Origin of the sequence: Xanthomonas sp. NCPPB 2922 (assembly GCF_041520885.1) — a bacterium.
In the GTDB taxonomy this organism is placed as follows: Bacteria; Pseudomonadota; Gammaproteobacteria; order Xanthomonadales; family Xanthomonadaceae; genus Xanthomonas; species Xanthomonas campestris.
This window is the reverse complement of sequence record NZ_JBGOFY010000007.1, coordinates 60,246-80,323: the sequence shown is the minus strand read 5'-3', so window position 1 is coordinate 80,323 and position 20,078 is coordinate 60,246. Positions and strand designations below refer to the sequence as shown.

Annotated in this window: 19 protein-coding genes and 2 other RNA genes; 10 read left to right on the top strand and 11 right to left on the bottom strand. The window is 66.8% G+C overall.

Annotated features, from left to right (window positions below; translation table 11 throughout):
* Positions 1 to 3 precede the first annotated feature (3 nt).
* On the bottom strand, positions 4 to 1,953 hold the full coding sequence (locus tag ACD584_RS10460; RefSeq protein ID WP_175611672.1) for an acetyl-CoA hydrolase/transferase C-terminal domain-containing protein: 1,950 nt from the start codon (positions 1,951 to 1,953) through the stop codon (positions 4 to 6).
* 129 nt (positions 1,954 to 2,082) lie between these two features.
* Here ACD584_RS10460 and ACD584_RS10455 point away from each other — a divergent pair, with 129 nt between their 5' ends.
* From ACD584_RS10455 to ACD584_RS10445, 3 genes are read left to right on the top strand one after another with little or no spacing between them, the layout of a single operon-like run.
* Positions 2,083 to 2,448 carry a BlaI/MecI/CopY family transcriptional regulator gene (locus ACD584_RS10455; RefSeq protein ID WP_076037095.1) on the top strand — a complete coding sequence of 122 codons (366 nt, stop codon included), beginning with the start codon at positions 2,083 to 2,085 and terminating at the stop codon, positions 2,446 to 2,448.
* Entirely contained in the window at positions 2,438 to 3,739 is a 1,302-nt protein-coding gene (locus ACD584_RS10450) for a TonB family protein (RefSeq protein ID WP_076037888.1), read from the top strand. Before ACD584_RS10455 ends, ACD584_RS10450 begins: the two co-directional genes overlap by 11 nt.
* Before the next feature lie 3 nt (positions 3,740 to 3,742).
* Positions 3,743 to 4,327 carry a hypothetical protein gene (locus ACD584_RS10445; protein WP_076037094.1) on the top strand — a complete coding sequence of 195 codons (585 nt, stop codon included), beginning with the start codon at positions 3,743 to 3,745 and terminating at the stop codon, positions 4,325 to 4,327.
* A gap of 21 nt (positions 4,328 to 4,348) precedes the next feature.
* Here the strand turns inward: ACD584_RS10445 and ACD584_RS10440 are convergent, their stop codons facing one another.
* From ACD584_RS10440 to modA, 4 genes are read right to left on the bottom strand one after another with little or no spacing between them, the layout of a single operon-like run.
* The gene (locus ACD584_RS10440; protein WP_175611671.1) at positions 4,349 to 4,906 is read right to left on the bottom strand and encodes a flavin reductase family protein; all 558 of its coding nucleotides are present in this window, start codon (positions 4,904 to 4,906) and stop codon (positions 4,349 to 4,351) included.
* A gap of 48 nt (positions 4,907 to 4,954) precedes the next feature.
* The gene (locus ACD584_RS10435; protein WP_012437516.1) at positions 4,955 to 5,569 is read right to left on the bottom strand and encodes a molybdenum ABC transporter ATP-binding protein; all 615 of its coding nucleotides are present in this window, start codon (positions 5,567 to 5,569) and stop codon (positions 4,955 to 4,957) included.
* Positions 5,569 to 6,255, bottom strand: coding sequence for a molybdate ABC transporter permease subunit (gene modB / locus ACD584_RS10430; RefSeq protein WP_029217231.1), 687 nt, complete (start codon positions 6,253 to 6,255; stop codon positions 5,569 to 5,571). The genes ACD584_RS10435 and modB overlap by 1 nt, the downstream gene beginning before the upstream one ends.
* Positions 6,256 to 6,271: 16 nt before the next feature.
* On the bottom strand, positions 6,272 to 7,048 hold the full coding sequence (modA, locus tag ACD584_RS10425) for a molybdate ABC transporter substrate-binding protein (RefSeq protein WP_116923738.1): 777 nt from the start codon (positions 7,046 to 7,048) through the stop codon (positions 6,272 to 6,274).
* A gap of 123 nt (positions 7,049 to 7,171) precedes the next feature.
* On the opposite strand from modA, the gene ACD584_RS10420 reads away from it, so the two are divergent.
* Positions 7,172 to 7,251, top strand: a non-coding RNA gene (locus ACD584_RS10420) — sX9 sRNA.
* A 67-nt stretch (positions 7,252 to 7,318) separates the two neighbouring features.
* Here ACD584_RS10420 and ACD584_RS10415 read toward each other — a convergent pair.
* From ACD584_RS10415 to ACD584_RS10390, 6 genes are all read right to left on the bottom strand, one after another.
* Complete coding sequence (locus ACD584_RS10415; RefSeq protein WP_076037091.1) at positions 7,319 to 8,131, bottom strand: MBL fold metallo-hydrolase; 813 nt, start codon at positions 8,129 to 8,131, stop codon at positions 7,319 to 7,321.
* A gap of 13 nt (positions 8,132 to 8,144) precedes the next feature.
* A complete protein-coding gene (locus tag ACD584_RS10410; protein WP_076037090.1) occupies positions 8,145 to 8,957 on the bottom strand; it encodes a S1/P1 nuclease in 813 nt (270 codons plus the stop codon).
* Positions 8,958 to 9,049: 92 nt separating this feature from the next.
* Positions 9,050 to 9,125: non-coding RNA, sX9 sRNA (locus ACD584_RS10405), on the bottom strand.
* A 61-nt stretch (positions 9,126 to 9,186) separates the two neighbouring features.
* Complete coding sequence (locus tag ACD584_RS10400; protein WP_011038302.1) at positions 9,187 to 9,801, bottom strand: OmpW family protein; 615 nt, start codon at positions 9,799 to 9,801, stop codon at positions 9,187 to 9,189.
* A gap of 119 nt (positions 9,802 to 9,920) precedes the next feature.
* Entirely contained in the window at positions 9,921 to 10,544 is a 624-nt protein-coding gene (locus ACD584_RS10395; RefSeq protein ID WP_050911303.1) for an OmpW family protein, read from the bottom strand.
* Between the two features lie 218 nt (positions 10,545 to 10,762).
* Complete coding sequence (locus ACD584_RS10390) at positions 10,763 to 11,281, bottom strand: SgcJ/EcaC family oxidoreductase (protein ID WP_076037089.1); 519 nt, start codon at positions 11,279 to 11,281, stop codon at positions 10,763 to 10,765.
* 531 nt (positions 11,282 to 11,812) lie between these two features.
* Here ACD584_RS10390 and gap point away from each other — a divergent pair.
* The 6 genes from gap (at position 11,813) to ACD584_RS10360 (ending at position 19,896) form a co-directional block, all read left to right on the top strand.
* Positions 11,813 to 12,814: a type I glyceraldehyde-3-phosphate dehydrogenase gene (gene gap / locus ACD584_RS10385; protein ID WP_011038299.1), complete on the top strand. Its 1,002-nt coding sequence runs from the start codon at positions 11,813 to 11,815 to the stop codon at positions 12,812 to 12,814.
* A gap of 211 nt (positions 12,815 to 13,025) precedes the next feature.
* Positions 13,026 to 13,496, top strand: coding sequence for a hypothetical protein (locus ACD584_RS10380; RefSeq protein ID WP_011038298.1), 471 nt, complete (start codon positions 13,026 to 13,028; stop codon positions 13,494 to 13,496).
* Between the two features lie 188 nt (positions 13,497 to 13,684).
* The gene (locus tag ACD584_RS10375; RefSeq protein WP_267130875.1) at positions 13,685 to 16,399 is read left to right on the top strand and encodes a DUF2339 domain-containing protein; all 2,715 of its coding nucleotides are present in this window, start codon (positions 13,685 to 13,687) and stop codon (positions 16,397 to 16,399) included.
* Positions 16,399 to 17,763, top strand: coding sequence for a DUF3999 domain-containing protein (locus ACD584_RS10370; protein WP_076037087.1), 1,365 nt, complete (start codon positions 16,399 to 16,401; stop codon positions 17,761 to 17,763). Before ACD584_RS10375 ends, ACD584_RS10370 begins: the two co-directional genes overlap by 1 nt.
* A gap of 313 nt (positions 17,764 to 18,076) precedes the next feature.
* Positions 18,077 to 19,252 carry a phosphoglycerate kinase gene (locus ACD584_RS10365; protein WP_070689910.1) on the top strand — a complete coding sequence of 392 codons (1,176 nt, stop codon included), beginning with the start codon at positions 18,077 to 18,079 and terminating at the stop codon, positions 19,250 to 19,252.
* Positions 19,249 to 19,896, top strand: coding sequence for an HAD family hydrolase (locus ACD584_RS10360; protein ID WP_011038294.1), 648 nt, complete (start codon positions 19,249 to 19,251; stop codon positions 19,894 to 19,896). The genes ACD584_RS10365 and ACD584_RS10360 overlap by 4 nt, the downstream gene beginning before the upstream one ends.
* Positions 19,897 to 20,078 lie beyond the last annotated feature (182 nt).

Here is a 20,078-nt window from a genome sequence, read left to right as displayed (position 1 = left end):
TCATCACTGCTGCCTGGTCTGTTGTAGCGCATAGGCCAGGAGCTTGGCCTGCACGCGGTCGCCCAGGCTGCGCGGTGTGGCCAGGTCCATGCGCTGCAGGCAGGCGGCATCACCGGTAGTGCGCGACAGCAGCGCGCGCATCAGCGTTGCCAGTGCTGCGGTCTTTCCGGTGGTGGCGCTTTTGAGCCAGCCAAGCGCCGGCAACAGGCGTTGCTCGGTGTCGGTGAAGTCGCTGCCGAGTGGATAGTCGGGCAGGCTGCCATCGCGGCGGAACGGTGCCAACGCCGCTTCCAGCGCCTGCGGCGTGTTGCGCTGCGCGCGTGCGGCCTGCTCGGGAACATCCCGCAGTTTGCGTGACTGGCTTGCCTGGGCAAGTAACGCGGTCTGAAAGCGCGCATCGCAGATACCAGCCATTTCCAGCACGCAGTCCTGATCGGTCTTGTGGCGCAGATCGGCGATGCCGTATTCGGTGATGTAGATGTCGCGCAGATGGCGCGGGATGGTGTTATGCCCGTAGTTCCAGCGCACGTTACTGGCAGCGTCCTTGCCCGACGCGCGGGTAGCACGCAACATCAAGACGCTGCGTGCCTGCGGCAGAGCATGCGCCATCGCCACAAAGTTGTACTGCCCGCCCACGCCGGAGACCACGCGCCCATCTTCCAGGCCGTCGGAGACCGCCGCGCCCAGGGCGGTGGCCATCATGCACGAGTTGAAGAAACGCGCATCGCGGCGTTGCAGCCGCTCCAGCGCTTCATTGCCGCCGTAGAGCTGGTTGATCTCGCTGATGCGGCGCATGCCAATCGCACTGCGCAGCTTGGGGTCCAGTGCGCGCAGCCAGGCGTAGAACGCCGGCGAGCCAAGATAGAACGCGCCATGCAGGAATTCGCCTTCGTCCGCCAATCGCGCTGCATCGGCAGCGTCGGCGGTGCCGTCGGCCAGGCGCTGCATCAAGCCCAGATCGTCATGGACCTTGCGCCGGATCACACCGCTGTCCACCAATTGTTTGAAGCCTTCGTTGAGCATTTCGCTGCAGCCGTACAGGCCGATCGCAAACGGCTCCAGGCCGCCGCTGGCCTGCACCGCCGGATGCGATGCCAGTGTTGGATCCAATGCCTGCAACACGCGCCGGTAGGTGGCGTTGTCGGTATGTCGCAACACCAGCGCGTGGCTGAGTGCATCGGCGAGCGTGCCGATGCCGATCTGCAACGTGCCGCCATCGCGAACCAGCGTGCTCGCATACAGGCCGATGGCGTAATCGGTGCTGGTGACCGGCTGGCGCGGCAGCCCGAACAGTCGCGGTGACGGGCCGGGTATCTCCAGCACCAGGTCGAAGAACGAGGCATCCACAGCCGCAGTGCCGCCGATCCACGGCAGCTCCGCATCCACTTCGGCCACCAGTAGCGGACGTGGCAGGCCAAGTGCGGCGACCGCATCCAGCGTGTCCTGGGTGATGTCGTTGTTGCACGACAGCGACAACCGCGTGCCACTGGGTTCGCGCGCAACTTTCTGCACGATCAGGTTCGGCGCGCGCTGCGCCACCGCAGCAGCGGCATGGGTGTAATTGAGGCTGGTGTAGTCGGCCTGCGCCTGGGTGGAGTGCAGCAGCCCGCCGGACTGCATGTAGAACTCTTCTACCTGCACATGCGCGGGCAAGGCATCGCGCAGCATGGCATCGACATAGGCCAGGCGCGGGAAGTCATCGCCGAAATGCCGCGAAATGAACGGCCCGGCAAAGCGCGCGGCCAGACCGCTGCCCGGCTTGGGCGGATTGAGCGACAACGCGGTGTACAGCGCAAGCGGACGCGAGGGTTGGTCCACCACATGCGTATACAGGGCATTCAAAAGCCGATGCGGTTTGCCGATGCCCAAGGGCGCGCCCACGCGCAGCGGGCCGTCGATGCGTTGCAGGATCCACGCCACTGTGGCGCTCAGATCGGTCAGGTGTTCAGTCATCCGGCCAGGGTAGCCGAGCCGGATGCGGTGCGTCCGGTGATTTGCAGCGTGTGCCGGGCAAGCCAGACGATCAGGCTTGACAGGGCTTGAAATTACATGCGTAATCGAAAAAATTACGGGTGTAATCGCATGGCAATCAGTGAGTCCGAAGCGATTGTGATGCAGGTGCTGTGGGAGCGCGCGCCGCGCACGGCCGAGGAGGTGGCCGCCGCCCTGGCCCACACCGGCTGGGCCGAGCCCACCATCAAGACCTTGCTCAACCGGTTGCTCAACAAGGGGGCCGTGGCGGCGCACAAGGATGGGCGCAAGTATCACTACGCGCCGGTGCTGCTGCGCGAGCACTGGGTGCAGCAGCAGAGCGAGGGACTGTTGCAGCGGGTGTTCGGCGGCCGTGTCGCGCCGCTGGTGGCGCACTTCAGCGCGCGCGGCAAACTCAGCGCGTCCGATCTGGCGGAACTGAAACAGCTGATCAAGGACCTCGATGATGCTCACTGACCTGAGTGCATTCGCCTGGCGCGTTGCCGTGGCGACCACCATCGCGGTGATCGTGTGCCTGTTGCTGCGCCGGCCAGTGCGCGCCTGGTTGGGCGCGCCGGCGGCGTACGCGGTGTGGAGCTGCGTGCCGCTGGCGATCGTGGCGGCTGTGGTGCCCGGCCCACCTGCCACCACTGCTGCGTTGTCGATGCCCCTGTTGCGCGCCCTGCCACAGCCGCATGGCGCGCCCATCCTCGCGTCCGGATGGGAAGGCGCGCTGGGCATTGCCTGGCTCGTGGGCGCCGTGGCAATGGCCGGGTGGCTGTGGTGGCAGCAGTCGCGCTTTGTGCGCAGCCTCGGGCCACTCCGGGCGCAGGGCAACGCGGTGTGGTCGGCCAGTCATGACTGCGGCCTGCCGGCATCGCTCGGGGTGTGGCGGCCGCGCATCGTGGTGCCGGCCGACTTCGCCACGCGCTACAGCGGCGTGGAGCGTCAATTGATCGTGGCGCACGAGCGGCTGCATCTGCGCCGTGGCGATCTGCAGGCAAACCTGTTCGCCGCCGCGTTGCTATGCCTGGGCTGGTGCAATCCGCTGATGCACCTGGCGTGGCGCGCATTCCGCCTGGATCAGGAGCTGGCCTGCGATGCCGGCGTGCTGGCACGGCATCCACGGTTACGCCGCCGCTATGCCGACGCCATGCTCAAGACCCACTTCGGAAGCGCTGGGGCGGCGACGGTGTGCCACTGGACCACGCCGCATGCATTGGTGCAGCGCATCGCCGCATTGCGCGCGCTTGCCCCGCGTGGCCGCACGGCCGGTGCAGCACTGCGCCGGTGGAACACGCCCTTGGTGATGCTGCTGGCGCTGCTGGCCAGCGCCGCTGCGTGGGCAGCGATTCCCACGCACACGCCTGCCGTCACACACGCCGGATCAACGCCACGTCCGCCGGTGGATTACGCAACGTTGACGGCACCGCGATACCCGAAAGATGCGATGGATGCCGGGCTCGAGGGCAGTGTCGAATTGAAGATCCGCATGGATGCGAGTGGCGTGCCGCAACAGATCGTCATCCTGCGCAGCCAGCCTGCCGGTGTGTTCGATGCCGCGGTGCTCGCTGCCGCCAGGCAATGGCGCTTGGTACCCGACAAGGTGCACGGCAGGCCGGTGCCAACCACCGTAACGGTGCCGGTGCAGTTTGCGTTGGACCCGCCCGACGAAGTCGCTGCACCACCAGGCACTGATGCGCACGCTGCAACGCGCGCGCCGCCTGCGCGCTGCGCCGCGTCCGCATGCGCCGCAAAGAAGGGCTGACAGATGCGGCAGTCTCTGGTCTATGTGGCAGTGATGCTCGTCGCGATCACCGGCTGCGCAAGCCGGCCCGTGCAGATCACCGAACAGACCCAACGCGAAGCCTCGGTGGATCAGCGCATGCTGGCAGCGCAGCCGCCGGCAGAGGGTGCGGCTGCCATTGCTGCTTATGTGCTGGCACCGACGCAGCGGTTTCGCATGCCGCGCGCACTGCGTAGCGAGACTCCCCAATTGGCGCCCGATACCGCACGGACCAGCCTGCCGCCGACCACGGTGTGCGCGCACGTCATTCTCGACGCCAGCGGCGCAGTGCAGCGTGTCGATCCGATGTCCGATCGTGACGCGTGCGCTGCCGGCTTGCTGCCAGCCAACGCAGATCTGCTGCAGGCAGTGCGTGCGACCGTGCAGCAGTGGCAGTTCGTGCCTGCGGCGCTGTGCGCTTTCGCTCCCGGTGTTGCGCAGCCGGCCGACATGGACGATTGCACCGGCGCCGAGCGCCAGGAGCCTGTCCCGGTGACGTTGTCGTTTGCCTTCACCTTCGAGATCCGGCAGGGCAAGGTCAGTGTGCAGACCGGCAAGGTCGGGCGCTGACGGCAAGCCGCTTCAAGGCGGCTAGAGCATCTCCGGTGTGAACAGGCGCCGCCGCGATACCTCCGCGCCAGAGAGCATGAAACGCCCATCGCCACGGTAATGCACGGTCTTCGGTACCGCGGGCCGGCGCGCCACATGCGCGTGCACCACTTCCCACACGAACAGGTTGTGGCGGTTGATCTGTCGCCCGTCATGCAGGCGGCACTCGAAGCTGGCATAACACTCGGCGATGCCCGGCGCGTCCACCTGCGTGCTTGCCGCTGCAGTCAGCCCGAAGTGCGCGAACTTGTCGATCTGCGCACCACTGCTGTTGCCGATCGCAACCACGGTGTCCAGAAGCTCGGCCGTCGGTAGGTTGATCACGCATTGCTTGCTGCGACGGACCATTTCAAAACTGTGGTTGCCGCGCGCGATGCAGCACGCAATCAGCGAGGGTGAGAACTCCAGCACCATGTGCCATCCCAGGGTCATGATGTTGCGCTGGCCGCGGTGCGCCGAGCTCACCAGCACCACCGGCCCCGGCTCGAGAAAACGGCGGACCTGGTCGACTGGAAAATCCTGCTTCTGATAGCGTTTCATGCGTGCTCCGCGTGACCTAGCCAATGCGCGTGTGGCGCGTGGGCTGCGCTAGTCCAGCACATGCACGCTGGAGGCAATGCGCTGCACTTCGTCGGGGTTGTGGCTGACATACAGCATCGGCAGGCCGATCTCGTCGCGCACGCGCTGCAGGTAGGGGATCAACTCCTCGCGTCGCGCCTGATCCAGGGCCGACAGCGGCTCATCGAACAACAGGATCGCCGGCTGCGACAGCAAGGCGCGGCCGATTGCCACGCGTTGCGCCTCGCCACCGGACAGATTGCGCGTGCGCCGCTGCAGCAACGGCGCAATTCCGAGCAAGGCCACCACATCGTCGAAACCGAAGCGCGCCGCAGCGCCTGCGTGGCGCCCGTAATCCAGGTTGCGGCGGACATCCAGGTGTGGAAACAGGCGCGCATCCTGAAACACATAACCGATGCGCCGGCGGTGGGTGGGCAGATCCACGCCGCGTTGATGGTCGTACAGGCAACGCCCGTCGATACGGATATGCCCGGCCTGCGGGCGCACCAGCCCGGCGATCGCATTGAGCACGGTGGTCTTGCCCGCACCCGAGGCGCCGACCAGCGCCACCACGCGTTCGTCGTCCTGGATGACGATGCGTCGGTTGAACTGGCCACGTTGCAACTGCAGATCGATATCCAGCATCAGACCTCCTCGCGCGGATGCGGCCGGCGCACCAGCCACTCGGAGAGCAGCAGCGCGGCCAGCGAGATCGCCAACGCCACGCCGGCCAGCCGCCACACGCCCGATTCCATGCCGGGCACCTGCATCAAGCCATAGATCGCCGACGACAGCGTCTGCGTTTCGCCTGGGATATTGGACACAAACGTGATTGTTGCGCCGAACTCACCCAACGCCTTGGCGAACGCCAGCACCACACCGGCCACCAGGCCCGGCCAGGCCAGCGGCAGGGTGATGCTGAAGAACACTCGCCAGGGGCCGGCACCAAGCGTGGCGGCCGCCGCTTCCAGGCGGCGGTCGGTGGCTTCGATCGACAGCCGGATGGCCCGCACCATCAACGGGAAGCCCATCACCGCGCAGGCCAGCGCCGCGCCGGTCCAGCGGAACGCGAACTGGATGCCCAGGTGTTCAAGCAACCAGCTACCGACCGGGCCCTGCGTCCCCAGCACCACCAGCAACGCGTAACCGGTCACCACCGGCGGCATTACCAGTGGCAGGTGCAGCAGCGCGTCCAGCAGCGCCTTGCCCGGGAAGCGCCGCCGCGCGAGCAGCCAGCCGCAGGCAATGCCGGGCGGCAGGCTCGCCAACGCCGCCACGATCGCGACCTTGAGACTCAGGCCGATCGCGGTCAGCTCTTCCGGGGTGAACATCGCCACGCGGACTGCCTCAGTCCTTCAGCGAAAAACTGCGACGCACGAAGATCGCATTGGCCGGTGCACTGCCCAGCCACTGCACGAACGCCGCGGCCTTGGGATTGCGGCTGTTTTTCAGCGCTGCCACCGGGTAGACGATGGGGGCGTGGCTGTCGGCGGGGAACGTGGCGACCACACGCACCTTGGGCTCGGCGCGGGCATCGGAGCCATACACGATGCCCAGCGGCGCCTCACCGCGCGACACCAGCATCAGCGCGGCACGCACGCTTTCGGACTCGGCCAGATGCGCACTGACACCCTCCCACTGGCCCAGCGCACTCAGCGCGGCGGCGGCGTACTTGCCGGCCGGCACACTCGCGGTCTGGCCCACTGCCAGGCGGCCGTCACTGCCCAATGCCTTGGCGATCGCGCCGGGCTGGCGCAGGTCCACGCGCACCTTGCTGGTTGCCGGCGCGATCAGCACCAGGGTGTTGCCGAGCAGGTTGCGGCGTTGCGCAGGCAGCACCTGCCCACGTTGCTGCAGATAGTCCATCCATTCCAGATCGGCGGAGAAGAACACGTCCGCCGGTGCGCCTTGTTCGATCTGTCGCGCAAGCGCGGAACTTGCGGCATAGGACACGCGGACCGGCGTGCCGGTCGCTTGTTCGTAAGCGGCCGCGGCCTCATCCATCGATTCCTTCAGGCTCGCCGCAGCGAACACCGTCAATGGCGCGGTCTGCGCGCTGGCAAGCACGGGCAGGGCGAGCAGCACGGCGCAAAGGGTGCGGCGCCAGAAACCGGTCATGCGCATCGGGAACTCCGGATGGGGGAAGCCCCCGATCATAACGGCAGGGCGTGCCGCGCCGCGTGCGTGAGGGGGCTGGCGGCATTCACTGGACATGCCAGCAGCGGTGCTGCCAGACGTGCCGCAGTGATGCAGCCGCGTCTGGAATCCACATGTGCCCCCGCGCCATCCGTACCCAGCTGACGATTGCTCGCTACGTTGTGTTAGCCGATCTTAGGAACGGAAGAAAACCATCCGCCCGAAAGAAGCATCGCGCGCAGGCCGCACGCACTGCACTCAGCCGCGCCAGCCCGCCTGCAGATTGGCCTGCAACGCCGGGCCCATCAACTTGGGTTCGGGCAGGCCGGCATCGCGTGCTTGTCGTTGCGCCACATAAGCGTCCACGTCCACACCATCGCGCACATGGATATTGCTGCGGCGCTGCTCGCCGATGGTGGTCGCGTGTGCAATCGCGCGCCCGCCCGGGCCGTAGTCATGGCACACGAACACGCGCGTGGCATCCGGCAAGGCGTACAAGCGCTGGATCGACGCATAGAGCTGGCGCGCGTCACCGCCGGGGAAGTCGCAGCGCGCGGTGCCCGCGTCCGGCATGAACAGCGAGTCGCCCGGGAACAGTGCATCGCCCATCAGGTAGGCGATGCTGTCGCTGGTGTGCCCGGGCACCGCAATCACGCGGCAGGCAATCGCGCCCAACGCAAAGCGCTCGTCATCGGCAAACAGATGGTCGAACTGCGCGCCATCGGCACGAAACCCGGCCGGCAACGCGTAGTGCGGCGCCAGCGTCTGCTGGACCTGTGTGATGCCTTCGCCGATTCCGACCCGCGCGTCCGGCCAGTGCTGCTTCAACCATTGCGCGGCGCTGAGATGATCGGCGTGTGCGTGCGTTTCCAACAACCACTGCACCTGCCAGCCATGCTGCTGTACGGCATCGACAATGGCTTGCGCCGCCTGTGTGGTGATCGCGCCGGTGTCGGCAGCGTAGTCCAGCGCCGGGTCGATCACCGCCGCCGCCCCGGTGCGCGTATCGGCAACCACGTAGGTAAAGGTGTTGCTGTCGGCATGGAAGAACGCAAGGACCTGCGGCTGCATCGGTATCTCCGTCTCAGGGGCTGCGCAGCGCCGCATTGAGCAGCGCGGCCAGCCGGTCCCCCGCGACACGCAGCTGGGTCTCGGCAATCGGGCGATAGGTGGCGATATAGGTTGGTGGCAGTACATGCGTGTCGGGATACACGCCGGGCGTGATCGCGATGCGGCACGACGCCTGTGCCCAGGCCGCGCCCGGCGGTGGCAGCGCTGGCGAGGTGGGCGCGGTTGCCGGCAAGGCCAGCAGCACTTTCAGATAGGCATCGTCGCTGAGGTGGCGGTCATTGAGCATGCCGCTGTCCCACAGCGCGTGCAGATTGCTGCCCTTGCCGGCAACCTGTAGCTGGAAGTCATTGCCGCCCTTGTCGTGCGCATAGCCGGCGTGCATTGGCTGATGGATGTCGCCAACAAAATGCACCACGAACTTCAGCGCCTGCCTGCGTGCGGCCAACGGTTGGTTGCGATCGGCCAGCACGGCGGTCTGCTGCTCCAGCGCAGCGATCACGCAGTTACCATCCGGGCAATCGCGCGGCGGCACATAGCCGCAGTCGTGTTCGCCGAGATTGACGTAATGCCAGGGGCCCGAGCGCTTGCCCAGATCCGGATCATTGGCGCGCAACTCATCGGCCCAGGTGGCCACACCGGCCAGGCTGGGGTCGGCTTCGCCTGCCAGCAACTGACTGACCTGCGCGCGCGCCTGCGGCGTCAATTCGGTTTCGGCAACACGCGCCACCAGCCGGTGGCCCTGCGGGCCCCAGGCCAGTGCGGTGGTGGGCTGCAGCGCGGCTGCACACACGGAGAGCGTCAACAACAACGGGGAGAAGGTCTTCATCCCCGGAATTGTACGCGTCGCATTTGTAAGGCGGATTGCAGCGTTTGCCCATTCGCGCAGGCACCCGGCCTGCGCGACGCGCGGCTTAGAGCGGCTACAAAACGTAGCGCGCAGTCGTCAGGTGGGTGCGGACGGCGCCGAGGAACCGGGGTGTACGGGGGGGTACATGCTGATTCCGAGCACAGGCCGCCCCCGCCTGGCGGGCGCGCAGTCGTTTTGATTGCTGTTCTTAGAAATAGACCAGGTATGACACGCCATAGGTCAGCGGATCGATCTGCGCCTTGCCCAGGCGGGTGCCGTTGAAATCGACGTTGCTGGACGAATCGGTCCAGCGTGCATCCACACGCAGGCCGCTGCGCTCATTGAAGATGAAGTCCACACCCACGTGCGCGGTGGCGCCCACCGAATCGTCGAAGCGGATATCGCCACTGCCCAGCGCTTCGTCTGTGTCTTCACCCAGGAAGGTGGTGTAGTTGATGCCCACGCCCACGAAGGGCGACACCGTGCCATAGCCGTTGATGTGGTACTGCAACAGCACGCTCGGCGGCACCGACCAGTAGCTGCCCACCTTGCCGACACCCGCAAGCTCCAGATCGTGCTTGCCCGAGACGGCGGCGTGCACCTCGATGCCGAGGTTGTTGCGCAGGAAATATTCGTAGGTGAACGACAGCGCGGGCGCGCCCTTGATTTCGCCGCGGACGCCAGCGAAGTCGCCGCTTTCGGACTTGGGCGAGACATATCCCGCGCCATAGCCGGTCGTCCAATGGCCGGCCGACTGGGCAAAAGCAGGAGTGGCCGAAGCGGCCAAAGCGATGGCGAGGGCGGTGCGGATAAGCGTGCTCATGGAATCCCCGGTAAGTCGGACAGGCGGTCGACGTGCACCTACCTGTCCGCAACTCCGGCGGTGGATTCACGTCCCTGGGCGTCAAGTGTGCCAGAGAAGCGCCACGCGCGTCGCCGTCCTCAGAACCGGTGCACGTACGCCACGCCGTAGACCAGCGGGTCGATGTTGACCGTGCCGATACGGTTGCCATTGAGGCTGGCGTCGCTGTCGATGTCGATCCAGCGCATGTCCACGCGCAACGCGCCGCGGTCGCTGATCTTCACGTCCAGGCCCGCATGTGCCGCCAGGCCCCAGGAGGCGTCCAGGTCCAGGTCATTGCCGGCCAGTGCGCCGCTGGTTTCGGTGCTGAAAAAGCGCGTGTAGTTGATGCCCGCGCCGACAAATGGCGACACCTTGCCCTGGCTGTTGAAGTGGTACTGCAAGCTGACCACCGGCGGCAGGTGCTTGGTGCTGCCCACGCGGCCCAGGCCACGGATGTTGATGTCGTGCTCGAATGGCAGTGCCGCCAGCACCTCGATGCCCCAGTTGTCGGCAATGAAGTATTCGGCGGTGATGGTCGGGCGGATATCGGTGCCGACATCCACGTCGAGCGTGCCGCCGGCCAGGCTGCCGTTATCGGACTTGGGCGCCACCTGATGGGCGCCGACGCCCAGCAACCAGTCACCCTTGGATTGGGCCAGTGCGGGTGCGCTGACCGAGGCGGCAGCCAGGGCTGCGAACAGAAGAGTGGAACGCTTGCGCATGATGGTCTCGTGTCGTTGTAGGAGTGAGTGAAGTCTTGAACGTGCGCGCCGTTGCTGCCTTGATCCTGATCAATCAGGTGCAGCGCATGCAGTGACGGCGCGGGTATCTGGTGCAGAAACGCAGGGCATGCGCGCTGCCTGCGCCGGGCGCAGCGTTCGGCGGGGAGGGGGCCGAACGCTGCGGCAATGACGCGACGGGCCGCGTCAATCTGGCCGGCTTACTTGGTCTTGCTGACCGACGCGGTGGCGGTATCCCCTTCCGGCATGGCCGAGCTGTGGTGGTTGATGATCAGCCACTTGCCGTCGCGCTTTTCGTACACGAAGGTGTAGCGGGCCTGCACATCGCTCTTCTTGCCGTTCTTGTCAGTGAGCGTGAAGGTGTACACACCCGCATCCACCGCGCTGTCGTCATCGAGTAGGCGCACGGTGCGGTAGTTGATGACGCCCTTCGGCTTTTTGGTCAGGAACATCTCGAAGTAGTTTTCGATCTGCTCGCGCGAGGCGCGCACTTCGTTGGAGACCGTCGGCAGCAGCACGCCGTCCGGGGCGTACAGGTCGGCCACCTTGTGCGGGTTGCCGGTGGCCAGGGCCGCGTTCCAGGTGTCGAACAGCGCGGCCACTTCGCGCGCTTCGCCATCGGCGGGCAGCGCAGCCTTGTCGGTGTAGTGCATCACGCCGCCAGCCAGCGCCGGGGTGGCAGCCAGAGCCAGAACCAGAGAGAAGAGGGTGCGACGCATGGGGTATCTCCGTTGAGTGATGGGGGGTGCCTCAGTGGGCGAGCCCAGTATCGAAATCCGCGGAGGGTGGAAATTCTGCTGTTCGGCATAGTCGTGAATATGCCGGGCGGCGTATTTTGGAGTGAGCCGTCCGTCTTGGTTGTGGGGCGAATCAGGCGGTTTCTGGGGTGTCGGTCGCAGGGTGGGCTTGGGCGTGGCGACGCGTCGGGTATGCGGCCTCAACTAAAGGACTTTGGAGTTGCCGCTCCCATCTGGCCTCGGCTGCCCGCACTCCCGCCGAGTCCGTTGGCGGCGCAGCGGTGCGTTCCGTCGTCCTGCGTCAGGCAATGGTGCGCACTGGGCGCGTGCCTGCCGGACCACGGCTTGCGGCCTGCGCACCGGTGCCAGCAGAGCGTGTGTTCTGCGTGATGTGCCGCGGGTCGAACGGTGTGTCGCAGCGCCTGTCCGGGCACCGTCGCCGGGGTGGGACGCTGCTAGAATGAACGCCCCTTTCCATCCGCCGCGTTGTCGCGGCCGCAGGAGCTAGTGAACATGGCAATCAAGGTTGGCATCAACGGATTCGGTCGCATCGGACGCAACGTGCTGCGCTCTGCGGTGCAGAACTTCGCCAATGACATCGAGATCGTGGCCATCAATGACCTGCTCGAGCCCGACTACCTGGCGTACATGCTGCAGTACGACTCGGTGCACGGCCGCTTCAAGGCCGAGGTGTCGGTCGACGGCAACACGCTGATCGTCAATGGCAAGAAGATCCGCCTCACCCAGGAACGCGACCCGGCCAACCTGAAGTGGGATGCGGTCGGCGCCGAGGTGGTGATCGAGTCCACCGGCCTGTTCCTGACCAAGGAAACCGCGCAGAAGCACATAGATGCGGGCGCCAAGAAGGTGATCCTGTCGGCCCCGTCCAAGGACGACACGCCGATGTTCGTCTACGGTGTCAACGACAAGACCTACAAGGGCGAAGCGATCGTCTCCAACGCCTCGTGCACCACCAACTGCCTGGCGCCGTTGGCCAAGGTCATCAACGACAAGTGGGGCATCAAGCGTGGCCTGATGACCACCGTGCACGCCGCGACCGCGACCCAGAAGACCGTGGACGGCCCATCCAACAAGGATTGGCGCGGTGGCCGCGGCATCCTGGAGAACATCATTCCGTCCTCCACCGGTGCGGCCAAGGCGGTTGGCGTGGTGATCCCGGAGCTCAACAAGAAGCTCACCGGCATGAGCTTCCGCGTGCCGACCTCGGACGTGTCGGTGGTCGACCTGACGGTTGAACTGGAAAAGCCGGCCACCTACGCCGAAATTTGCGCCGAGGTGAAGGCGCAGAGCGAAGGCGCGCTGAAGGGCATCCTGGGCTACACCGAAGACAAGGTGGTGGCGACCGACTTCCGCGGTGAGACCTGCACCTCGGTGTTCGACGCCGACGCCGGCATCGCGCTGGATTCCACCTTCGTCAAGCTGGTGTCCTGGTACGACAACGAGTGGGGCTACTCCAACAAGTGCCTGGAAATGGTGCGGGTTGTGGCGAAGTAAGCACTCCCGTCTGATGCTGTCGCAAAGGCCCCAGCTTGCTGGGGCTTTTGTTTTTTGCATCTTTCTTTGCCGGCAGCGCTTGGTACAGCGCACATATGTGGCCGCCCGAAGTGGACTTTATCGGCATCACGTGCGCTAATTTGCGGGCACGGCGGCCGTTCCCGTGTCGTGTTGAAGGATCGGGGAACTCCATGGATAGAGAGATACAGACATGAATAAGTTTCTTGCGGGCGCGCTGGCGTTCGGCGTTGTTATTGCGTGTGCGGTACCGTCCACCAGCTGGGCAGCCAAGAAGCAGACCGGTACGCCGGCCTGGATGAATGCCGATGGCGAAGTGATCAAGTCGTCCGATGTCGAGGCGGGCTACGGTGAGACCGTCAAGGGCGTCAACGATTACGAGGGCGAAATCACCGGTAAGCCTGCGCCGGGCAGCAAGTTCACGCAGTTGCAGATCGGCATGCCGATGAAGCAGGTCACCGATCTGATCGGTCAGCCGAACGACCAGGGTTCGTACGTGACTGGCAAGGCGTTCATTCCGTTCTTCTTCGGCGGCGACCGCTACCGGTACGAGATGGCCTACAAGGGCCAGGGCCGTCTGGTGTTTGCCGGCAAGTCGATGGATACCGGCGGCAACCTGATCTGGATCATCCATAACAAGAACGACAGCGGTTACCGCGAATAATCATAAAAAAACGCCCGGTCATCCGGGCGTTTTTTTATGCGTGTGGTTGGCGTTTTATGGTGAGGCGCGCGCTAAGGCCCTGATGTCTCTACGCCGCGTGCGGTGCTGCCAATGCGGGGCGGCAGCCTGTATGGTTCGCGCAGCCGGCCGGATGCCGGGGTGGGGGACAGGTGGAATCGATCATCGTAATGGTGGGCCTTGCGGTCCTGGCCCTGCCGGTTGGGCTGGTGATAGCGCTGGTGTGGGTGGGCAGACTGCAGCGGCGGGTCTGGGAGCTGGAGCAGCGGGTTGCGCAGTGGCAAGGCGTTGCGGCGCCGGCAGCTGCGGCACGTGCAGGCGCGCCCGCGCAGGCAGCGCCCAACGCACCGGTTGACGATCAGCCGGTGCCCTCACAGGTCAGCATGCCGACAGAGGCAGTGGCCCCGGTACCGCGCGCCGCCGCACCGGTCCCGCCACCGTCGCACAGCATGGATCCGTCGCTTGCCGCGCGCAGCAGTGCCAGTGTCTCCGAGGTTGCCGCGCGCACGCCGTCGCCGGTTGCTGCATCGGCGCAGCCAACACAGCCGCCATCCGCACCGACTCCACCACCGGCGCCAAATGCGATCGAGCGCGCCGCCAGTGCGCTGAAGCGCTGGTTCACCGAAGGCAATGTGCCGGTCAAGGTGGGCATGCTGGTGCTGCTGGCCGGCGTTGCGTCGCTGCTGAAATACGCCAGCGATCAGGGCTGGATGCGCATGCCGGTCGAGCTGCGCCTGGCTGGCATCAGTGCGGTGGCCTTGGCCGGCCTGGTCTTCGGTTGGCGGCAGCGCACGGTGCGGCCCGGCTTTGCGCTGGCGCTGCAGGGCGGTGCCATCGGTGGCCTGCTGTTGACCGTGTTCGCTGCGTTCAAGTTGTACGGGTTGCTCGGCGCCGGGCTGGCGATGGGCATCAGCGTGGTGTTGATTGCCGGCATGTGCGTGCTGGCCGTGCTGCAGGATTCGCGCACGTTGGCGGTTCTGGGCGTGCTGGCGGGCTTTTTGGCGCCGATCTGGTTGTCCAGTGGCAGCGGCAATCATGTTGCGTTGTTTAGTTACTACGCGGTGCTCAACGCCGGCATCGTGGCTGTTGCCTGGGTACGCCCGTGGCGGGTGCTGAATCTGCTCGGATTCGCCTTTACCTTCGGCATCGGCACGTTGTGGGGTGCGCTGCAGTACGCCCCGGCGAAGTTCGCCACGACCGAGCCGTTCCTGTTGTTGTTCTTCGCCATGTATGTGGCCATCCCGGTGCTGCACGCGCGGCGTGGCGATGGCAGTGCCGGCAAGTTGATCGATGGCAGCCTGTTGTTCGGCACGCCGCTGGTCGCGTTCGCGTTGCAGGCGCGCCTGCTGGAGGGCGACCGCCTGCCACTGGCGTTGTGCGCGCTGGCCGTGGCCGCCTTGTATGCGGCACTGGCCGCATGGTTGCTGCGCCGCCCGGCGACGCGTCTGCTGGGCGAGGCGCACGCAATGCTGGCCGTGGGCTTTGCCACGCTGGCGGTGCCGTTGGCGTTGTCGGCGCGTGCCACCGCCAGCGTGTTCGCACTGGAAGGCGTCGGCTTGCTGTGGCTGGGTTTGCGGCAGCAGCGGCGGTTCTCGCAGGTCAGCGGTGTGGGCTTGCAGATGCTGGCTGCGATCGGTGTGGCCTTCGGCGTGGATGCGTGGCGCTACGACAGCGTGGCGGTTGCCAATGCCACCTGCATGAGCACCTTGCTGTTGGCGCTGGCTGGCTGGGCCAGTGCCTGGTTCCTGCGCGACGCGGGGCACCCGCGCCGTGCGCTGGTGGCGTATCTGTGGGGCCTGGGCTGGTGGACGCTGTGCGGTGTGCACGAGATCCTGCGCTTTGCCGGCGACCTGCGTAGCGAGCCGGACCTGCTGCTGGGCTTCGTTGCGCTGACCGTCTGGCTGGCGGCCGAGGTGCATCGCCGCCGGCCTGCAGCGGCGTTGGTGTGGACGGTCATGGCCGGGCTGGCGCTGGCTGCGCCGCTGGCACTGTGGCAGAGCCATGCGCATACCCAACCGTTCGCGCACTGGGGCGCGCTGGCGTGGTTGGCGTTCGCCGTGGCCGGCGCGCGTGCGTTGTGGTGCCTGCGCATGCAGCATGGTGCCGGCGCGATCGCTGCGCAGTTCATCTGGTGGTTGCTGTGGCCCTTGGTAGTGTCATTGGGCGCCGCCTGGTTGGCCGACGCTTTCCTGCTGGCCAATGGCTGGCGCTGCGCATTGCTCGCCGCGCCGTGGCTGATCGTGGCGGCGCTTGGCCTGCTGCGTTGGTCCTGGATTGCCTGGCCGCAGGGGGCGAGCTTCGCCCCTGCCCGCACTGCACTGCTGAGTTGCGTGTTCGGCGTGCTGGGCGTCGGCTGGGTGCTGGTGCTGCTGGACCCGGTGAGCGCATCGCCGCTGCCGTGGCTGCCGCTGCTCAATCCGGCCGAATTGGCGCAGCTGGCGGTGCTGGCCTTGCTCGCACGCTGGGCCTGGTCGGCACAGTCGCCAGTGCTGCTGCAGCGTTGGCGCGTCACTGCACTGGGCGTTCTGGGCTGGGCCTTGCTCACCGGCAGCACCTTGCACAGCGTGCATCACTGGGGCGCGGTGCCCTGGGATACGCAATTGCTGGGCGCGACGCTGTCGCAGACCAGCCTGACCATCGTGTGGAGCGTGCTGGGCGTGCTGGGTTGGGTGATCGGCTCGCGTCGCGGGCAACGTGGCCTGTGGCTGGGTGGTGCGCTACTGATGGGACTGGTGCTGGCCAAGCTGGTGCTGGTGGACCGCCAGCATCTGGGCAATCTGCTGGGCATCGGCTCGTTCATGGCCTATGGCCTGTTGTGCACCGTGGTGGGTTATCTGGCACCGGCGCCGCCGCGTCAGGCGCCACTTGCCGAGGAGCGTGTGTAATGCGGATTCGAGGGTGGCTGCCGTTGGCAGTGGCAGGCATCGCCGGGGCGGTGCAGGCCGGCGATCTGCGGAGTGATTTCGTCCAGCAATGGCCGCTGCAGGTCGCGCAGTCCGATGCCGGCATGTATCAGCTGACGCTGGATGGGGTGGTGTACCGGGCGGCGCGCGATGCGCAACTGCGCGACGTGGCCGTGCTCGATGCGCGCGGCGACGAGATGCCCTCGGCGCTGCTACCCGCGGAAGTAGCGGCGCAGGCGGCGCCACGGCGGCAGCGCGTACCGGTGTTTGCGTTGCCGGCCGGCGCCGAAGCGGCCAGGGGCGACCTGCAACTGATTGCCGAGCGCGATGCGTCCGGTGCGGTCCGCCGGCTCGAAGGCCGGGTGGCGACAGGCGCGTCCACGCGCGACGGTGCCGGCCCGGGCTGGCTGGTGGATGCCAACGGTGTGCGTGAGGCGCCACGCGCGCTGTGGCTCGACTGGGACGGCACCACGCCGGTGCAGGCGCAGCTGCGCGTGGAAGGCAGCGACGATCTGCGTGACTGGCGCGTGCTCGCAGCCGACGCCACGGTGATGGCGCTTGACAACAACGGCCAGCGTTTGCAGCAGCGGCGCATCGCGCTGGAACAGGGCGCGCGCTATCTGCGCCTGGTGCCGGTCTCCGGCGCGCTGCCTGCGTTGACGCAGGTGGAACTGGAGCTGGAAGGCGCCGCCGCGCCTGCGCAGTGGCAGCAACTCGACCTGCAGGGCACCGCGCAGGAAACGCGGGTGGTCTACACCTTGCCGGGGCGATTCCCGATTGCGCAGGTGGATGTGCAGGGCGCCCGTGCCGAGGCCGTGGAGTGGGTCGTCGAAAGCCGCGATGGCGACCAGGCGCCCTGGCTGCAGCGTGCCGGGCCGTGGCTGGGCTATCGGCTCGGCAGCGCCGCGGCCGCCTCGCCACCGCAGCCAGTGTCCGGCGGCAGCGTCCGCGACCGCCAGTGGCGATTGCTGGCCGCGCAAGGCCGCCGGACCGGTGTGCCGACGCTGCGGGTGGGCTATCAGCCGGAGCGGCTAGTGTTTCTTACCCAGGGCCAAGCGCCGTACGCGCTGGTAGCCGGCAGTGCGCGTGCGCAGCGCACCGACGCGCCCTTGACCTCGATGCTTGCCGCCTTGCGCCAGGAACGCGGTGCGCAATGGCAGCCGGCCACCGCGCGCATCGCCGGCGCGGCGCAGCCGTTGGCAGGCGAGGCGGCGCTGCAACCGGCCGCGGTGCCGCGTGACTGGAAGCGCTGGCTGCTGTGGGCGCTGTTGGTGGGGGGTGCGGTGGTGGTCGGTGGTTTTGCGGTGAGTCTGTTGCGCAGTGCCAGCGCCAACCGCGATGCCTGATGGCGAGGCGCCGTTGCGGGTTTGCCGCTGCGGCGCGAAGGTCCGACAATGGGCGTCCCCCGTCGCCAAGGCAGCCGCATTGCCCGTCGTGTTCGACCGACCACAGTTCGCGCCACCCGCATCTGCGGCGACGGCGTCTGTGAAACGCACCGCGCGTTCTGCGCGGTGGCGCACCGGCAGCCTGCAACGCGTCATCCGTTCCCTTGCCAGCACAGCGCGTGGTCGTCAGCGCGCTGCATGCCTGCAGCTGTTTCGATTCCCCATTCCCCATTCTCCATTCCCCATTCCCCCAACGACTTAGCGAGCTGAGCCCATGTCCATTGTCCGCATGACCGACCTCGATCTTTCCGGCAAGCGCGTGCTGATCCGCCAGGATCTCAACGTGCCGATCGACAACGGCCAGATCACCTCCGAACAGCGCATCACCGCCTCGGTGCCCACCATCAAGCTGGCGCTGGAAAAGGGCGCTGCGGTGATGGTGACCTCGCACCTGGGCCGCCCGAAGGAAGGCACCTGGAGCGAGGAAGATTCGCTGGCGCCGGTGGCCGCGCGACTGACCACCCTGCTGGGCGTGGACGTGCCGCTGGTGCGTGATTGGGTCGAGGGCGTGGACGTGGCGCCGGGCCAGGTGGTGCTGCTGGAAAATTGCCGCATGAACGTGGGCGAGGGCAAGGATGACGAAGCGCTCGCACGCAAGTACGCCGCGCTGTGCGATGTGTTTGTCATGGATGCCTTCGGCACCGCGCACCGTGCGCAGGCCTCCACGCATGGCGTGATCCGGTTCGCGCCGGTGGCTGCCGGTGGCCCGCTGCTGATGGCCGAGCTCGACGCCCTGGCCAAGGCGCTGGACAACCCGGCCAAGCCGCTGCTGGCGATCGTGGCCGGCAGCAAGGTCTCCACCAAGCTGGAACTGCTGGCCAACCTGGTCAACAAGGTCGACCAGTTGATCGTGGGCGGCGGCATCGCCAATACCTTCATCGCCGCGGCCGGCCACGACGTGGGCAAGTCGCTCAGCGAGCCGGACCTGATCCCGACCGCCAACCAGATCGTCGCCGATGCCAAGGCACGCGGCGCGGAGATTCCGCTGCCCACCGACGTGGTGGTGGCCAAGCAGTTCCTGCCCGATGCCGAGGCGAGCGTGAAGTCGCTCGACCAGGTGGATGCCGACGATCTGATCCTGGACATCGGCCCGCAGACCGCGGCGCACTATGCCGAGCTGATTGCCAACGCCGGCACCGTGGTCTGGAACGGCCCGGTCGGCGTGTTCGAGTTCGAGCCCTTCAGCCATGGCACCGAGACCCTGGCGCGTGCCATCGCCGCGTCCAAGGCGTTCTCGATCGCCGGTGGCGGCGACACGTTGGCGGCCGTGGACAAATACGCCATCGCCAAGGACGTCACCTACATCTCCACCGGCGGCGGCGCGTTCCTGGAATTTCTGGAAGGCAAGACCCTGCCGGCGGTTGCCGCGCTCGAGGCCCGCGGGCAGTGAGTGCAGCCACACTGTTCTTCGATCTGGACGGCACGCTGGTCGACTCGGAACCCGGCATCGTTGGCAGCATCGTGCATGCCTTCGACGAGGTCGGTCAGCCGCGGCCTTCGCCGCAGACGCTGCGCGCCTGGATCGGCCCGCCGCTGCGCGACAGTTTCAGCGAGCGCTTCCCCGAGGATCCGGACCTGGTACAGCGCGCGCTTGCCGCCTATCGCGCCCGTTACGACGCGGTGGGCTGGACCGAACTCAGCGTGTTCGACGGCATTGGCGATGTGGTCACCGGCCTGCACCGCGCCGGCCACCGGCTGGCGGTGGTGACCTCCAAGAACGAGCGCTACGCGCGCCGCATCGTCGAGCACCTGCCGTTCGGGGTGTGTTTCGAAGACGTCATCGGCGCCAGCGAAGATGGTGCGCGCCGCTTCAAGCCGGACCTGATCGCCGAAGCGCTGCGTCGCCTGCAGATCGACAAGACCGGCTGCGTGATGATCGGCGACCGCCGCATGGATATCGATGGTGCCAACCACCACGGCATCCACAGCATCGGCGTGTTGTGGGGCTTCGGCGACGAAGCCGAACTGCGCGCTGCCGGCGCCGGTGCGCTTGCGCACACACCAGCCGAGTTGAGCGGGCTGATCCGCGCCTAGCGCGGCGCGTCTTCACTGCCACCGGCGTACGGTGGCGACCCGCAGCGTGCTGCCGTCCGCGGCAACACGCTGCGAAAGCGTACGTACTGTCCCGCACTGTCTGTAAGACATGCCGGAAAAGGAGGGAGGCTATGCCGCAATGCCATCCTCGGTACGTGACGCGTGTGTTAAGTTTCGCGGCT

Coding starts and splice junctions, on each gene's coding strand:
- ACD584_RS10410 (WP_076037090.1), bottom strand. CDS start 8,957: ATGAAGACCTTCTCCCCGTTGTTGTTGACGCTCTCCGTGTGTGCAGCC.
- ACD584_RS10375 (WP_267130875.1), top strand. CDS start 13,685: ATGGTGGGCCTTGCGGTCCTGGCCCTGCCGGTTGGGCTGGTGATAGCG.
- ACD584_RS10400 (WP_011038302.1), bottom strand. CDS start 9,801: ATGAGCACGCTTATCCGCACCGCCCTCGCCATCGCTTTGGCCGCTTCG.
- ACD584_RS10370 (WP_076037087.1), top strand. CDS start 16,399: ATGCGGATTCGAGGGTGGCTGCCGTTGGCAGTGGCAGGCATCGCCGGG.
- ACD584_RS10450 (WP_076037888.1), top strand. CDS start 2,438: ATGCTCACTGACCTGAGTGCATTCGCCTGGCGCGTTGCCGTGGCGACC.
- modB (WP_029217231.1), bottom strand. CDS start 6,255: ATGTTCACCCCGGAAGAGCTGACCGCGATCGGCCTGAGTCTCAAGGTC.
- ACD584_RS10440 (WP_175611671.1), bottom strand. CDS start 4,906: ATGAAACGCTATCAGAAGCAGGATTTTCCAGTCGACCAGGTCCGCCGT.
- ACD584_RS10455 (WP_076037095.1), top strand. CDS start 2,083: ATGGCAATCAGTGAGTCCGAAGCGATTGTGATGCAGGTGCTGTGGGAG.
- gap (WP_011038299.1), top strand. CDS start 11,813: ATGGCAATCAAGGTTGGCATCAACGGATTCGGTCGCATCGGACGCAAC.
- ACD584_RS10445 (WP_076037094.1), top strand. CDS start 3,743: ATGCGGCAGTCTCTGGTCTATGTGGCAGTGATGCTCGTCGCGATCACC.
- ACD584_RS10435 (WP_012437516.1), bottom strand. CDS start 5,569: ATGCTGGATATCGATCTGCAGTTGCAACGTGGCCAGTTCAACCGACGC.
- ACD584_RS10395 (WP_050911303.1), bottom strand. CDS start 10,544: ATGCGCAAGCGTTCCACTCTTCTGTTCGCAGCCCTGGCTGCCGCCTCG.
- ACD584_RS10390 (WP_076037089.1), bottom strand. CDS start 11,281: ATGCGTCGCACCCTCTTCTCTCTGGTTCTGGCTCTGGCTGCCACCCCG.
- ACD584_RS10415 (WP_076037091.1), bottom strand. CDS start 8,131: ATGCAGCCGCAGGTCCTTGCGTTCTTCCATGCCGACAGCAACACCTTT.
- ACD584_RS10380 (WP_011038298.1), top strand. CDS start 13,026: ATGAATAAGTTTCTTGCGGGCGCGCTGGCGTTCGGCGTTGTTATTGCG.
- modA (WP_116923738.1), bottom strand. CDS start 7,048: ATGCGCATGACCGGTTTCTGGCGCCGCACCCTTTGCGCCGTGCTGCTC.
- ACD584_RS10365 (WP_070689910.1), top strand. CDS start 18,077: ATGTCCATTGTCCGCATGACCGACCTCGATCTTTCCGGCAAGCGCGTG.
- ACD584_RS10460 (WP_175611672.1), bottom strand. CDS start 1,953: ATGACTGAACACCTGACCGATCTGAGCGCCACAGTGGCGTGGATCCTG.